Origin of the sequence: Collinsella sp. AM44-11, assembly GCF_003467145.1 — a bacterium.
GTDB lineage: Bacteria > Actinomycetota > Coriobacteriia > Coriobacteriales > Coriobacteriaceae > Collinsella.
Map to the genome: position 1 here is coordinate 188,721 of NZ_QSFE01000001.1, position 14,764 is coordinate 203,484.

Sequence of the window (14,764 nt, forward strand, 5' to 3'; positions counted from 1 at the left end):
GAAGGCCCCTGAAAACACGTCTATTCCATAGAGTTGAGCACAAGGGCAATGCGTCCCAATGCCTCCGCGACCGCATGGGCACGAACACACGAACGGTCGCCCTCATAGTGGCAGCGCACAGAGTCCACGACCGGCACTTCCCCATCAGCCGCGCGATACGCCCAGCCAATATAGAAAGTGCCAGCCGGATCGTCCTCAGTGCCGCCGCCGGGGCCGGCATAACCCGTTGCGCTCACTGCAATATCGCTCTGGTACAGCTCCAGCGAACCCGCCGCCATCTCGCGCGCGGTCTGATGCGACACCGCGGTATAGCGGTCGAGCGTCTCCTGATCAACGCCCAAAACGCGATGCTTGATCTCATCGCAGTAGGTCACCGCACCGCCACGCAGCACCGCCGAGGCGCCCGGGATATCGGCAATCGTCGAGGCGATCATACCTGCCGTCAGCGACTCAGCCGTCGAAACCGTCACGCCCCGAGCGCTCGCGCGCTCGACAATATGACGCGCCAGCTCCTCGTTATGTGCGGAAATCTGCTCAAAAGAGTCCGTCATACCCACCAGGACCTAGACCGAAAAGACGATCTTGCGGCAGTTCCAGAAGTACTGGGCGCCCGAGATAACGGTCAGGACAACGGCAACGGCGTACAGGAAGCGCGACACCGAGTAGATGCCGAGCGTCAGCGCCAGCGGGCCAAGGTGCAAGCCGGCCATCGCAAAGACGCACAGGTAACCGCAGATGGAGACCATCGTGGTCGCCGTCTTGTACTTGCCAAGCTTATCGGCGGCAACGACCACGCCGGCGGCACTCGCGACCATGCGAAGGGCGCTCACCAGAAGCTCACGGAACAGGATAATGAACACGGACCACACGGTCACAGTGCCAAAATCCAAGAACAGCAGCAGAGCCGAGAACACCAGCAGCTTATCGGCGATGGGGTCCAAGAACTTACCGAAATCGGTAATCTCGTTGCGCGAGCGCGCCAGATAACCGTCGACCTTATCGGTGCACGACAGGATAACATACAGAATGAAGGCAGCGGCGGCGAGCGGGCCGTCGAAGGTGCTCCAATCTGTACCGGCAACACTCGTGTGAGAAAGCGCCGACACGATCATGAACACCGGGATAAAGACGATGCGAACGCACGTCACGATGTTGGCGGGCGTCCAAACACTCGTCAGTTCCTTATTGCTCTCGTTTGCCACGATGCTCTCCTACTCCACAACATGGCCGATAAGCTCATAGCAGAAGCTATCGGTAAACTCGACCGTCAGAATATCGCCCACGGACGCCTCGCTGGCGTCCAAGTGCACCGCGCCATCGGAATCGGGCGCCTGGAACCAAGCATGGCCGATCAGCTCGGCGCCGTCCTCGGTCTCCTCGATGCCGTCGACGATCACCTGGGCGCGCTCGCCCACATGTGCGGCGGTGGCGGCAAAACCGAGCGACTCGGCCAGGTCCATGGCCTCCTGGGCGCGCTCGAGCTTGACCTCCTCATCGACCTGACCCTCCATCTTGGCGGCCAGGCTGCCCTCCTCCTGCGAGTAGGCAAAGACGCTCGTGTAGTCAAAGCCGACGGTGTCCATAAAGTCGATAAGGTCGCGGAACTCGTCGTCGGTCTCGGTCGGGAAGCCGACCATGGCCGTGGAACGGATCACGATGCCGGGGATACGCTCACGCAGATCGCGGAACAGGTCCTCGAGCTCCTGGCGCGAACCAGAACGGCGCATAGCCTTGAGGATGCGCGCGTCGCAGTGCTGCACGGGGATATCGATATAAGGCAGCACCTCGGGCGTATCGCGAATCGTATCGATAAGCTCGTCGGTCATGCCCTCGGGCTGCAGATAGAGCACGCGGACCCAGACGTTGTGCGGGCGCACGGCCTCGGCGACGGCATGCAGCAGCTGCGCCAGATTGCGCGGCGAGCCATCGGTGACGTCTTCGTCGGCAAAGTCGGAGCCCCAAATACCCGTGTCCTGGCCAATCAGCACGATCTCGCGCACACCGCCGGCAACCAGGTCGCGTACCTCGGAGATAATGCTCTCGGCATTGCGCGAATGATAGCGACCGCGAATATAGGGGATCATGCAGAAGCTGCAGAAGCGGTTGCAGCCATCGGAAATCTTGACGTAAGCAACAGCGCCCTCGACAGTGCGCTTTACTTGCGGAATATAGGCAGCGATCTCACGCTCGACACCCAGCACGCCATCGATGACCGCCACGATGCCGTCCTCCTCGTCGGCCTTCACAAAGGCAGCGACCTCGGGCAGCTCGTCAGGCAGGTCGTCGCCATAGCGCGACGGCACACAGCCGCACATGACGATGGGACAAGAACGAACGCCGTCCTGAACCTCGTTGGCGAGCTCGAGCGTGGTCTCGATGCTCTCGGACGTTGCGGAGGCGAGGAACGAGCATGTATTGACGATGGCGATATCGGCATCCTGTGGGTCGAATGCCTCCTCGTAGCCCGCGGCGGTCAAAAGAGAACGCATGCGGTCGGTGTCAACCTCGTTCTTAGCGCACCCGAGGGTGATGTAGAGCACGGAGCCCAACGGTGTATCCATGTTGGAGAGCAGTCCTTTCGAATGATATTAGCGGTAGTTGGTGAACTGCAGCGGCTGGCCGTAGTCCTGGTCGCGCAGGAACTGGATCACGGTCTGCAACGCGTCCTTCGAAGCAGAGGAAACACGCAGCTTGTCGGCCTCGATAGTCACCTTGACCTTGAGCTTTTGGTCCTTGATGTCCTTGTTGATCTTCTTGGCGGTCGTCTGGTCGATACCCTCGACGATATGGCCGAGCACGCGCACGGTGCCGCCCGATGCCGCCTGCGGAGCATCCCACGAGACAGCCTTGAGGTCGATGCCGCGCTTGATGAGCTTGGAGCTCAGCACGTCGATAATCTGCTTGGAGACAAAGTCGGCCGGGGCGTTGATCGTAAAGAGCTTGTCGCCCTTCGAAAGCTCGATCGTGGCGCCGGAATCCTTCAGGTCATAGCGCTGGGAAATCTCACGCGTGGTTTGCTGGAAGGCGTTGTCGACCTCTTGCATGTTGACCTCGGACACGACGTCGAAGCTGGAATCTTTAGCCATGATGTTTCCTTTCGCGTACGAGCGGCTTAGTAGCTATCGTACGAATAGTCGGTAGAATCGGTGGGCGTCTGGCCGTCAGTTGCGGTATCGGCGCCATCCGTGGACTGGGCATCGGTGCCGTCGGTGGTGTCGGCACCATCGGTGGTGTCGGTACCATCAGAACTTTCACCATTCTCGGAACCAGTCGTCTCCTTCTTGGGAACGGTGATCGTCACACGCGCCACGCCCGAGGTCTTGGTATCGTAACGGACCTTTTCGCCGTTCTTGGTAACGGTGACATCGGAAGGCTTGGACGTGGTGATCTCGATCGAGGACTCAGGCGTGTACTCCTGCTCAAAGGGGCCAGTCGCCTGGGCGCCATAGACCGACTTGCCATCGACCTTGACCTCAATCCAGGCGGTCTTTCCCTTGGCAACGGAGACCTTGACCTTCGTTACCTCGTTTACTTCCTTTTTAGCCGTCGTCTTGGTGGCGTCCGAATCGGTCGACTCATCCGTCGCCTCATCGGTGTCTTCGTCCTCGTCGACCGTTTCGGTCTTCTTAGAAGACTTCTTGGGCGTCGTCTTGGTAGCAGTGGGCGTCTCGGGCGTGGTCTCGGGCGTCGAAGATGCGCAGCCGCGCAGAAGTACCACGATGAGCACGATCAGCAGCAACGCCACGGCACCGATGCCGGCGTAGACGATACGCGGATCGAGACCGTTGTTTTGAGGAGTACGGGAACCGCCGCGTCCACGACTGGAACTGCTGCGGCCGCCTCCCTGAGGCATACGACCACGATTGCTGTCGGAACGGCCGCGATAGCCACCCTGGCCCTGAAGGCTGCGCTGACCCGAGCGGGGCGCAAGTTCACCGCGGCCTTGATAGCCACGCTGGCCCGCACGCGGAGCCGAAGAGCGCTGGCCATACGGCTGTGATTGAGAGCGAAGACGCGGCGTCACCTGCGTGGCATCGGCGTCCGCATAGCCACTGCGAGAACGTCCGGTGGAGATACCACGGTGACCGCGATCGGAATAGCCGCCGTCGCCGTAGCCGGCACGAGGGTCACGCGCCACGCCGCGGGCAGCGGGAAGTGCACGGTCCTCGGGCATCGGCGTACTGCGGAACCGGTCACGCTGTGAGCGAATCTCCTCGCCCGAACCCGTCTCGGTAATATAGCCAGCCTGCTGCGGACGCTGACCATAACGCGTTGAGCGACCACCCTGAACCATCAAGAAGCGCCCATTATCCACCGAGGAACGTGAATTGACATAGCCGGCGGCGTCCTGAAAACGACCGCCCTGCTGCGACGTCTCGCGCTCGTATGCCATCAGCTCGTCAAAGTAGGCATTGACGACCTCGCGCGGATTGAGGCCCAAAAAGCGAGCATAGCTCGAAATCATGCCCTGCGCATAGCCGCGCGGCGGCATCGAAGCAAAGTTACCGGTCTCGAAAAACTCGATGATCTGCGGCCTGATTTTGATGGTGTTGGCGACCTGCTGAATGGAAAGGCCCATTCGGCGACGCTGCTCGAGCAGCATGTCACCAAAGCGTGCAGCCATCAGAATCCTCCAAACTCACGATCTTCACGTGCCATCTCGGCGTCGACAGATTCCAGCGCGGCAAGCCCCTCCTCGTCCAACAGGACCTCGCGCGGCTTGGAACCGTCGGGCGGGCCGACGACACCCTTTTCTTCCAGCATGTCCATAATACGCCCGGCACGCGCATAGCCAACCTTCAGACGACGTTGCAGGCCAGATGTGGAGCCAAGCTGCGATTCCACCACAATATGGGCGGCTTCCCAAATGAGCGGATCATCGTCTTGCGGCTCGGCTACTCCGGTGCGGACAATGCCGCCGCCACCCGCCATGGACATGGAAGCGGGCGCCACGGCAGACAGGATCTCCTCGTGGTAGTCGGGCTCACTCTGCGACTTGACGAACTCGACAATCTCGTTGATCTCATCATCCGAGACAAAGCAGCCCTGGATACGGCGGGGCTTGCCCCAGTCGACCTTGGAGAACAACATGTCGCCCAAACCGGTGAGTTTCTCGGCGCCCATCTGGTCGATGATGACGCGCGAGTCGATGCCCGTGGCGACGTTAAAGGCGATACGGTTGGTGATGTTGGCCTTAATGAGGCCCGTCACCACGTTGGAGCTGGGGCGCTGCGTGGCAACGATAAGGTGAATACCGGCGGCGCGGCCCAGCTGTGCAATACGCACGATCGAGGCCTCGACATCCTTACCGGCGACCATCATCAGGTCAGAGAGCTCGTCAATGATAATGACCAGGTAGGGCATCTTTTGCGGCGGGTTGTCGTAATGCTCAAACTCGCCAGCAGCCTGCTTTTCGTTGTAGGTCGAGATCTTACGCACGTTGAGACGCTCGAAGACCTTCAGGCGACGCTCCATCTCGGACACAGCCCATTGCAGAGCGCTCGCGGCCTGCTTGGGCTCGGTCACCACGGGCACATAGAGATGCGGCAGACCGTTATAGCCCGCAAGCTCGACGCGCTTGGGGTCGACCATGATCAGGCGAACGTCCTCGGGAAGGGCGCGCATGAGCAAGGTCGTGATGATGGAGTTGATCATCACCGACTTACCAGAACCGGTCGTACCGGCAATCAACAGGTGAGGCATCTTGGCGAGGTCGGCGACAACCGGCGTGCCCTCGGCGTCGCGGCCGATGGCGAGCTCGAGCGGACCGCCCTTCACATAGGGCAGCACGTCGCCCAGATTGACGTTCTGGCGCTTGCGGTTGGGAATCTCGATACCAACGAGAGAGGTGCCGGGGATCGGGGCAAAGATACGAACCGACTGGGCGGCGAGCGAAAGCGCAATATCGTCCTCGAGGCTCGAAATCTTGCTCACGCGCTCGCCCTCGCCAGGTTGCAGCTTAAAGGTCGTCACCGTGGGGCCGGCGATCCAGCCGACGACGCGGGCGCTACGGCCAAACTCAAGCAAGGTGGATTGCAGTGACTCAGCGGTCTGCTCCAGCTCCTTATCCGAAGACGCGGCAGAAGCCGACTGCGGGTTGGCATGTAGGATTTCGAGCGGCGGAAGCTTGAGGCCGTCCTCTTCTTCGCCCTCGTTATCTGCGGCACCGCCGTCCGCTCCCCCATCACGAGCCGCAGCCGATTCGACAGCACTCGTGGCAGGCGCATCGGCAACCTTGGGATGCTTTAAGAAGTCGGGAATCTGAGGTGCGGCCGAAACAGGATTCACGGAAAACGGCGGCTCGGACTCGTCAACCTTGTCCGGATCGTCCTCCATCGAAAGCTGTCCGGTGACCTGGCCGCGCTTTGCATGGCGACGCGGCAGCAAAGTTGTCTTTGCGGTCTCAATCGGAGCCTCGTCGTCCTCGTCATCGCCCTCGGTGAGCTCAATCTCGCTATCGGACCAAGACGGGTCGGGCTCACTCGTATTGAGCTTGGGAACCGTCTTGCCCTTCTTGGCATGACGGCGCGGCAGCAGCGTGGTCTTGGCCCGCTCGGCTTCAACCGACTCGGATACGTCGACAAACGGGTCATCGTCCTCGTCGTCATCCAAAACCGGGTCGACATCGCCACCCATGACCGTGGTCACCGCGGCGTCAGTCCCCTTCTGGCGCAAAATGCTCAGGTGCGGACGAGCGACGCCGGGAACAGACAGGGCCTCTTCATCGCCCCACGGGCTCGCATTGACATCGGCACGTCGACGCTCGGCAAAATCGGCAGCGCGATCGCGTGCAGAGCGCAGCACACCGCCCACCGAAAAGCCGATGATGACCAAACCCACGACGACAAGGCCCAGCAGGACCACCATCGCGATAGGCTTACCCAGGGCGTTCTGCAGCGTGCTTGCGATAAAGGCACCGATGTAGCCACCCGAAGCGGACAGGTTTTGCGGCGTGAACATAAGGTCGCACGAATCACCCGTATCCGGCACCATCAACGACAGGATGGAAACCACGGCCACAAAGACCACGGTGCCGCCTGCAACCGAGCGCACGTTAAGCGGCGAATCCTCGCCCAAAAAGAGCGTGGCGGCAAACAGCAGGATGACGATCGGCAGCACGTAAGCACCCAGGCCAAAGCCCAAGTGGTAGAAACCGGCAACAGCGGTCGTAACAGGTGCGCTCGCCGGCGAAATCACGGCGATGAAGGACGCAATAGCCAGCACGGCAATAATAACGCCCGCGATATCACGGTTGGCCGAAGGCTCGACCAAGGGCTCAAAATCCTCGAACTCGTCCTCGTGACCCTTATTGGCACGAAGATGGGAACCGGCACCCTTAGCAGATGCCGGTTGGTTGTTGGCCTTATTGCCTTTGGCGTTTTGTGCAGATCCGCGCGCCAAACTAAACCTCCATGACGACCGGGATGATCATCGGGCGAGTGCGCGTACGGCTCCAGATAAAGTTGGAGAGCGAGTCGCGCACGGCCTTGCGAATGGCGTCGGAACCGCTGCTGGTGAAGCTGAACTTGCCCTTCTCGATCGTCTTCATGATGGACGCGGAGGCATCCTCGGAGAACTGGTCGTCAATGGCAAACGAAACACCGCGGCCCGAGAACTCGATGGCCTCGATCTTCTTGTGCTTAAGCGAGACGATGGCGACGGACGTGACCATACCGTCATTGGCGAGCTTCTGACGATCGCGCAGGACGATGGGGTCGGTATCGCCGATACGCAGACCGTCGACGTAGACGACGCCGGACTCGACGGGCGTGCCGCGCTTGACGATGCCGCCACGCATCTCGAGCGTGTCGCCGTTATCGAGGATAAAGATGTGATCATCCTTAATGCCCATCTTACGGGCAAGCTGGGCATGGGCACGCAGGTGAACGGCCTCGCCGTGAACCGGCATAAAGTAGGTGGGCTTGGCCATGGCCATCAGAAGCTTGAGCTCCTCCTGGCTGCCGTGGCCCGAGACATGGACGAGGGCGCGATTCTTATCCCACACGTCGCAGCCAAGCTTGGCCAGGCTGTTGACGACCTGTTGCACGGCCTTCTCGTTGCCAGGAACGGGCGTAGCGGATAGGATGACGGTATCGCCCTCGTGGATAGAAAGCGTCTTGTGCTCGCCATTGGCCATGCGGGACAGGGCCGACAGCGGCTCGCCCTGAGAGCCGGTGCACATGACGACAATCTTGTCGTCGGGCAGGTTATCGATATCAAAGGCATCAATGATATCGGCATCGTCGATGTTGAGGTAACCCAACTCACGCGCCACGCGGGTGTTGGTGAGCATGGAGCGGCCGGTCACGACGACCTTACGACCGCACTTGCGGGCGGCATCGCAGATCTGCTGCAGGCGATGGATGTGGCTCGAGAACGACGCGACGAACACGCGGCCCGGGGCGTTCTTGATGGCATGCAGCAAGCTGGGACCGACCTCGGCCTCGGACTTGGTAAAGCCGGGAACCGTGGCGTTGGTGGAGTCGGACAGCAGCAGGTCGATGCCCTGCTTGGCAAAGCGGCTGATGGCGGCATAGTCGGGCGTGACGCCATCGATGGGCGTCTGGTCGAGCTTAAAGTCGCCCGTGTGCATAACGGTGCCCTGGTTGGTGCGAATAAACACGCCCAGAGCACCGGGGATGGAGTGCGTCATCGAGAAGAAGTCGAGCGAGATGCCACCCAGATTGACGTGGCTTCCGCCCTTGACCTCACGAAACTTGGGCGCGCGGATGCGGAACTCGGAGAGCTTGCCCTCGATAAAGCCAAGCGTGAGCTTGCTCGAGAAGATGGGCACCTTATTGTTGAGGTCCTGCAGCAGGTACGGAAGCGAACCGGTGTGGTCCTCGTGGCCGTGGGTGACGATGATGCCGCGGAGCTTCTCCTCGTTCTCAAGAACATAGGTATAGTCGGGAAGGACCAGGTCGATACCGGGCTGGGAGTCGTCGGGGAACATGAGGCCGGCGTCGACGAGAACCATGTCGTCGCCGCACTCGAAGACCGTCATGTTCTTGCCGATGCCGTCAAGGCCACCGAGCGGAATGATCTTCAAGGGAGATGATTTTTTAGCTGCCATAGGTGAGTATTGTTTCCTTTCTTCGAAACGGGTCTGGAACAACCGGCGGGGCGCTTCTGGCAAACCGACCGTCGGGAACGTACAAACATGCATCACGGAGTCGATGCAATAACCACAGTATGATACCCATTTGCACAACAACAGACCACCCATGCATCAAAGCCCCATCTGAACCCGTCTATCCCGCCGGTCTGGTCTCAGCGGGCCCGGCACGGGCTAAGTTTCCTGCTCTACAGTCCTGCGCAAGACGGAAAGCACATTAAGTGCTTTCCTTTGCGTGCGGAACTCGCGATAAACTTAGCCCGTGCCGGGCCCGCTGAGACCAGACCTGCCAAAATAGGACAGCTTTATTTTGGTCGGTTTTATCTGGGGCAATGACGCGCATGCGATTGTCAAAAGATCTGAATTCAAATAACTGAATAGACTGTCTGACAAAATCGCAACCCGCAGCAACCAGACCTTTTGCTATTCCCGGCGGGGGCCGCGGGTAAAGTTTATCGCGAGTTCCGCACGAACAGGAGGCCACTTAATGTGGCCTCCGTCGTGAGCAGGACTGTAGAGCAGGAAACTTTACCCGCGGACCCCGCCGGGAATAGCAAAAGTGCGACTCCATGGTGGAGTCGCCCTTTATTGAGCTGCTTATGTGTTGCTGTTACTCGGCGTCGTGGTGACGGCGGGGCTTGCGGCCTCCGTTGTCGCCGGGACGGCGCGGGCGGTCGCTGCGCTCGGAGCGCTCGCGACGCGGACGCTCACGACGCTGGAAGTGCTCGCCGTCACCCTCGGAGGCACCCTCGGCGCGAGCCGGGGCCTCGGGCTTGTCGAGACGATCGAGCGAGATCTTGCCGCGATCGTCAACCTCGATGACGACGACCTTGACCTCGTCGCCAACGTTGAGGACATCCTCGACCTTCTCCACGCGACCCTTGGCGACGCGGGAGATATGCAGCAGGCCGTCCTTACCGGGCAGTAGGTTGACGAAGGCGCCGAAGGGCTGGATGGAGACCACGCGACCGGTGTACTCCTCGCCCGGCTCGGGAACCTTGATGATGAGCTTGATACGCTCGACAGCCTGGTCGACGGACTCGCCGGTGCCGCCGACAAAGACGGTGCCGTCCTCCTGGATGTCGACCGAAGCGCCGGTCTCGTCCTGGATACCGCGGATGACCTTGCCGCCGGAGCCGATGACGTCGCGAATCTTGTCGGTCGGAACCTGGATGGAGACGATGCGCGGAGCGGTGCTGCGCGTGGTGTGGCGCGGCTCGGGAATCACATCGAGCATCTTCTGCAGGAGGAAGGCGCGACCCTCCTTGGCCTGCTGCAGGGCGCGGGCCAGGATGTCGAAGGTAAGACCGGTGGCCTTGTTGTCCATCTGCAGGGCGGTGATGCCCTCGGTGGTACCGGTGACCTTAAAGTCCATGTCGCCCAGGAAGTCCTCGAGACCCTGGATGTCGGACAGGACCACGGTCTTGCCCTCCTCCTGGATCAGGCCCATGGCGATACCGGAGACCGGGCGCTTAATGGGCACGCCGCCGTCCATAAGAGCAAGCGTGGAGCCGCAGGTCGAAGCCATCGAAGAGGAGCCGTTGGACTCCATGACCTCGGAGACCACGCGGATGGCGTAGGGGAACTCGTTCTCGTCGGGGAGCACCGGAAGCAGGGCGCGCTCGGCCAGGTTGCCGTGTCCGATCTCGCGGCGCTTGGGGCTGCCCATGCGGCCGGTCTCGCCGGTGCAGAACGGCGGGAAATTGTAGTGGTGCATGTAGCGCTTGCCCTCGGTGGGCTCGATGGTATCCAGACGCTGGCCCTCGTTGAGCATGCCGAGCGACAGGACGGAAAGCACCTGGGTCTGGCCGCGCTGGAACAGGCCGGAGCCGTGAACGAGCGGCAGGTAGTTGTCCTTCACCATGATGGGGCGAATCTCATCGGCGGCACGGCCGTCAACGCGCTCGCCGGTCTCGACGACCATAGTGCGCATGGCCTTCTTCTCGAGCTTCTTGAGCGCCACGGGGATCTCGCGCTCCCAAGCGGCCTGCTCCTCCTCGGTGAACTCGGCACGGATGGACTCCTTCAGAGCCTCGACCTTGCCGATACGGGAGAGCTTGTCAGCGTCGCGCAGGGCAGCAGCCATCTCGTCGTAGTGGGCGAAGATGCGCTCCTGGACCTCCTCGACGGGCTGATCGAGCGGGTACTCCTTCTTGACGATGGCACCGTTGACCTGCTCCCACTCAGCGACGAACTCGTCCTGGGCCTGGCAGAAGGCAGCAAGAGCCTCCTGGCCAAACTTCATGGCGGCGAGCATGTCGTCCTCGGAGATCTCCTCGGCGCCGGCCTCGACCATCGAGATAAAGTCGGCAGAGCCGCCCAGCTCCAGGTCCAGGTCGGAGTTCTCGCGCTCCTCATAGGTGGGGTTGACGATAAACTCGCCGGTCTCCACGTTGCGGCCGATGCGCACGCAGGCAAGCGGGCCCTCGAAGGGCACGCCGCCGAGCGTCATGGCCAGGGAAGCACCCATGACGTTGATGACGTCGAAGGGGTTGACCTGGTCGGCGACGAGCGAGGTAGCGACGATGTGCACCTCGTTGCGGAAGCCGTCCGGGAAGCTCGGGCGGATCGGGCGGTCGATCATACGGGCCGTGAGCGTGGCCTTCTCGCTGGGACGGCCCTCGCGCTTGAGGTAGCCACCCGGGATGCGACCGGCGGCGTACATCTTCTCGTTGAAGTCGACGGTCAGCGGAAAGAAGTCGTAGTTCTTACGCTCCTTGGAGACGACCACGGTGTCGAGCATCGTGGTGTCGCCCTGCTTGACCAGACAGGCGCCGGTGGCCTGCTTGGCAAGCTCGCCGGACTCAAAGGTGTAGGTCTTGCCGTACAGCTCAAAGGTCTTGGATACGAGTGTCATTGTTCTCCTTTACCCCACAGGCCCCTTGCCTGCGGGCTTCTCATGTGACGCGGGCCCCCTGCCCCCGCCACGCTTCAGAGCGTGATTGTTCACGCCCTTACACAAAAAGAGCGCCCCGCTGCGCAGGACGCTCTTAGCATGTACAAATCCTACTGGATGTTGTCGCGGATGCCCAGAGCCTTGATGAGCTCACGGTACTCGACGATGTCGTTCTTCTTGATGTAGGAGAGAAGACGACGACGGCGGCCGACGAGCATAAGCAGGCCACGACGCGTGTGGAAGTCCTTCTGGTGGGACTTCATGTGCTCGGTCAGCTCCTTGATGCGCTCGGACAGGATGGCAACCTGAACCTTGGGGTTACCGGTGTCGACCGGGGTGTTACCGAACTGGGCAGTCAGCTCCGCCTTGCGCTCTTTGGAAACAGTCATTGTTTCACCTTTCGTTTTACGTCGCCCGCGGGCGACTCGATTCGCCTCGGACTGGGAAGCCGCCGGTGGAGCGAGCAACCAAGGTCGAGGTACCAACAGGTCGGTATGTTACCACAAGCAGCCTGCGCCTGCGCATCATCACCGACCCAACATGAATTCCATCGCACGGAGCCGTTGATCGGTATGTGTTGCCGCCCAGACATGCGAAAGCCCGAGCAAAAACGCCGCAGTATGCGGGTCGATCTTTTGATCCATAAGCTCGTCGAAGGTCATGCCCATAAGGGCGCGCAGCCATGCGACCTCACCGGTCGACACGAGCTCGGCACCCGGAACGCTCGACGCGCACGACCCGCACATGAGCCCGCCGGCCTGGGGCGAAAAATACGACAGCATGGGGTCGCCGCACGACACACAGGCAGAAAAATCGGGACGATACCCAATATGCGACAGCAGCTTAAAGACAAAGGCGGCTACCAGGAGGTCCATGTGCGCCGCATCGAGGCCGCCGCCCACGAGTTCCAAGGCGCGCGAGGAAATGGCAAAGGTAAACGGATCCTCGGCATCCTCAAACGAACATACGCGCGCGACCTCGGCGATCGCACTCGCCGCACAGGTCACCTCATAGTCGGGGGCGGCGCCAAGGGGAGCCTCCAACAACTCGGCCTGAGACACGATGTCGAGCGAGCGTCCGTGCGCGAGCAGCATATCCACCGTGCAGAACAGCTCGCAGCGCGCCGCCAAGCGACCGCCAGGCTTGCGCGCGCCCTTTGCCACGGCACGCACCTGGCGGCCTCGCTCGTCAAGCATCGTCAAAATCAGATCGGTTTCCTTGAGCTTGGTCTTATCGAGGACGAGCACTTTTGTGCGATATGTGCGAGAACCTGCCATATGCGTTCGAAAGGTTAGTCTTCGGCGTTATACCCAAAGCGGCGAATCTGGGCCTCGTCGTCACGCCAGCCGGCCTTGACCTTCACGTCCAGCTCCAAAAAGACCTGGGTGCCAAAGATGCGCTCAAGGTCGCGACGGGCGTCGATGCCGATATGTTTGATCATCTCGCCGCCCTTGCCGATGATGATGCCCTTTTGGCCCTCGCGCTCGACGTAAATGGTGGCGTGCACGCGCAGCACCTTCTTGGTCTGCTCAAGCGCATCGCAAATCACGCCCACGGAGTGCGGGATCTCATCGCGGGTGCGGCGCAAAACCTTCTCGCGCACAAACTCGGCAACGAGCGTCTCATCGGAAGCGTCGGTACCCATGTCCTCGGGGAACCAACGCGGACCCTCGGGCAAAAAGTGCGCAACGGTCTCGATGAAGGCATCGACGTTAAAGTTCTTGACCGACGACGTCACGATCTCGTCGTCATATTCCATAAGCTCGTGGGCGGCCTTAAGCTGCTCCATGACCTGTGCGGGGTCGGCTTCATCGGCCTTGGTGAGCACCAGGACCTTCTTGGAACGGGCATTCTTGACACGCTCGGCAACCCAGGCGTCTCCCCTGCCAATCGGTTTAGTGGCATCAATCAAAAACGCGACAACATCGACATCGTTCAGCTCGAACAACGCACTCTTGTTGAGCTCGGATCCCAGACCGTCCTTGGGCTTATGAATACCCGGGGTATCGACAAAGACCAGCTGGTAGCCGGGACGGTTGACGACGGCGCGCATGCGACGGCGGGTCGTCTGGGCCACCGGCGAGGTGATGGCGACCTTTTTGCCATAGCAGGCGTTGAGCAGCGTTGACTTACCGGCGTTGGGGCGGCCGACCAAGGCCACGAAGCCACTGCGGAAACCGGGCTCAACGTCGCCAAAGCCCGCGAGGCTGTCGTCCTCGTCGCACAGGGCGTCGAGTTCCTCGTCGCTCATGCCCTCAAACGGGTCGAACTCCTCGGCCTCGTCAAACGAATCGGCACCTTCAGCCTCGTCCAGGGACTCGTCGTCCAAAATCTCATCGGTAGGCTGCATATTGTCGGACATGGGAATCCCTTTCTAAATAAAGCCGAGCGCGTGGGCAAATACCAGCAAGCCCACAATCGCGGCGGTGATTGAAAGTACGTATACCGAGGCGGCGGCGATGTCCTTGGCGCGTTTTGCCAGCGGATGGAGCTCCTGGGTCGCCAGATCGACAATGGCCTCCATGGCGGTATTGCACAGCTCGCCGTGAATCACCAGGCCGCAGCAGATGATAATCGTGGCCCACTCGGCAATGTCGAGCCCCACGATGCAGCCGGCAATGATGGTGCACACGCCCGCCACGAGCATAACCTTAATGTTGCGCTCGGTCTTGACGGCGGTGACGAAGCCCTCCATGGCGTAGGAGAACGACTTTAAAAAGGACGGATGGTCCTTGTTCGATCCGGGAATCATA

12 protein-coding genes are annotated in these 14,764 nt (G+C 61.0%); all 12 read right to left on the reverse strand.

Annotated features, from left to right (window positions below):
• Positions 1 to 20: 20 nt before the first annotated feature.
• The 12 genes from DW943_RS00925 to DW943_RS00980 all read right to left on the reverse strand — a co-directional run bounded on the left by DW943_RS00925 (position 21) and on the right by DW943_RS00980 (position 14,763).
• On the reverse strand, positions 21 to 551 hold the full coding sequence (locus tag DW943_RS00925; RefSeq protein WP_117639874.1) for a CinA family protein: 531 nt from the start codon (positions 549 to 551) through the stop codon (positions 21 to 23).
• 12 nt (positions 552 to 563) lie between these two features.
• Entirely contained in the window at positions 564 to 1,112 is a 549-nt protein-coding gene (gene pgsA / locus DW943_RS00930) for a CDP-diacylglycerol--glycerol-3-phosphate 3-phosphatidyltransferase (RefSeq protein WP_233543555.1), read from the reverse strand.
• 99 nt (positions 1,113 to 1,211) lie between these two features.
• Positions 1,212 to 2,561, reverse strand: a complete 1,350-nt coding sequence (gene rimO, locus DW943_RS00935; RefSeq protein WP_117861925.1) for a 30S ribosomal protein S12 methylthiotransferase RimO — start codon at positions 2,559 to 2,561, stop codon at positions 1,212 to 1,214.
• Positions 2,562 to 2,588: 27 nt separating this feature from the next.
• A complete protein-coding gene (locus DW943_RS00940; protein WP_117758513.1) occupies positions 2,589 to 3,086 on the reverse strand; it encodes a YajQ family cyclic di-GMP-binding protein in 498 nt (165 codons plus the stop codon).
• A 26-nt stretch (positions 3,087 to 3,112) separates the two neighbouring features.
• Positions 3,113 to 4,624: a helix-turn-helix transcriptional regulator gene (locus DW943_RS00945; protein ID WP_117861926.1), complete on the reverse strand. Its 1,512-nt coding sequence runs from the start codon at positions 4,622 to 4,624 to the stop codon at positions 3,113 to 3,115.
• Positions 4,624 to 7,401: a DNA translocase FtsK gene (locus DW943_RS00950; protein ID WP_233543548.1), complete on the reverse strand. Its 2,778-nt coding sequence runs from the start codon at positions 7,399 to 7,401 to the stop codon at positions 4,624 to 4,626. Before DW943_RS00950 ends, DW943_RS00945 begins: the two co-directional genes overlap by 1 nt.
• A 1-nt stretch (position 7,402) precedes the next feature.
• Positions 7,403 to 9,073: a ribonuclease J gene (locus tag DW943_RS00955; RefSeq protein WP_117861927.1), complete on the reverse strand. Its 1,671-nt coding sequence runs from the start codon at positions 9,071 to 9,073 to the stop codon at positions 7,403 to 7,405.
• A gap of 652 nt (positions 9,074 to 9,725) precedes the next feature.
• Entirely contained in the window at positions 9,726 to 11,972 is a 2,247-nt protein-coding gene (locus DW943_RS00960) for a polyribonucleotide nucleotidyltransferase (RefSeq protein WP_117861928.1), read from the reverse strand.
• 149 nt (positions 11,973 to 12,121) lie between these two features.
• The gene (rpsO, locus tag DW943_RS00965) at positions 12,122 to 12,400 is read right to left on the reverse strand and encodes a 30S ribosomal protein S15 (RefSeq protein ID WP_035138510.1); all 279 of its coding nucleotides are present in this window, start codon (positions 12,398 to 12,400) and stop codon (positions 12,122 to 12,124) included.
• Positions 12,401 to 12,538: 138 nt separating this feature from the next.
• Positions 12,539 to 13,288 carry a DNA repair protein RecO gene (gene recO, locus DW943_RS00970; RefSeq protein WP_117779074.1) on the reverse strand — a complete coding sequence of 250 codons (750 nt, stop codon included), beginning with the start codon at positions 13,286 to 13,288 and terminating at the stop codon, positions 12,539 to 12,541.
• Between the two features lie 14 nt (positions 13,289 to 13,302).
• On the reverse strand, positions 13,303 to 14,373 hold the full coding sequence (gene era, locus DW943_RS00975; protein ID WP_199413478.1) for a GTPase Era: 1,071 nt from the start codon (positions 14,371 to 14,373) through the stop codon (positions 13,303 to 13,305).
• A 12-nt stretch (positions 14,374 to 14,385) separates the two neighbouring features.
• Positions 14,386 to 14,763 carry a diacylglycerol kinase family protein gene (locus tag DW943_RS00980; protein ID WP_117635248.1) on the reverse strand — a complete coding sequence of 126 codons (378 nt, stop codon included), beginning with the start codon at positions 14,761 to 14,763 and terminating at the stop codon, positions 14,386 to 14,388.
• Between the last annotated feature and the right edge of the window lies 1 nt (position 14,764).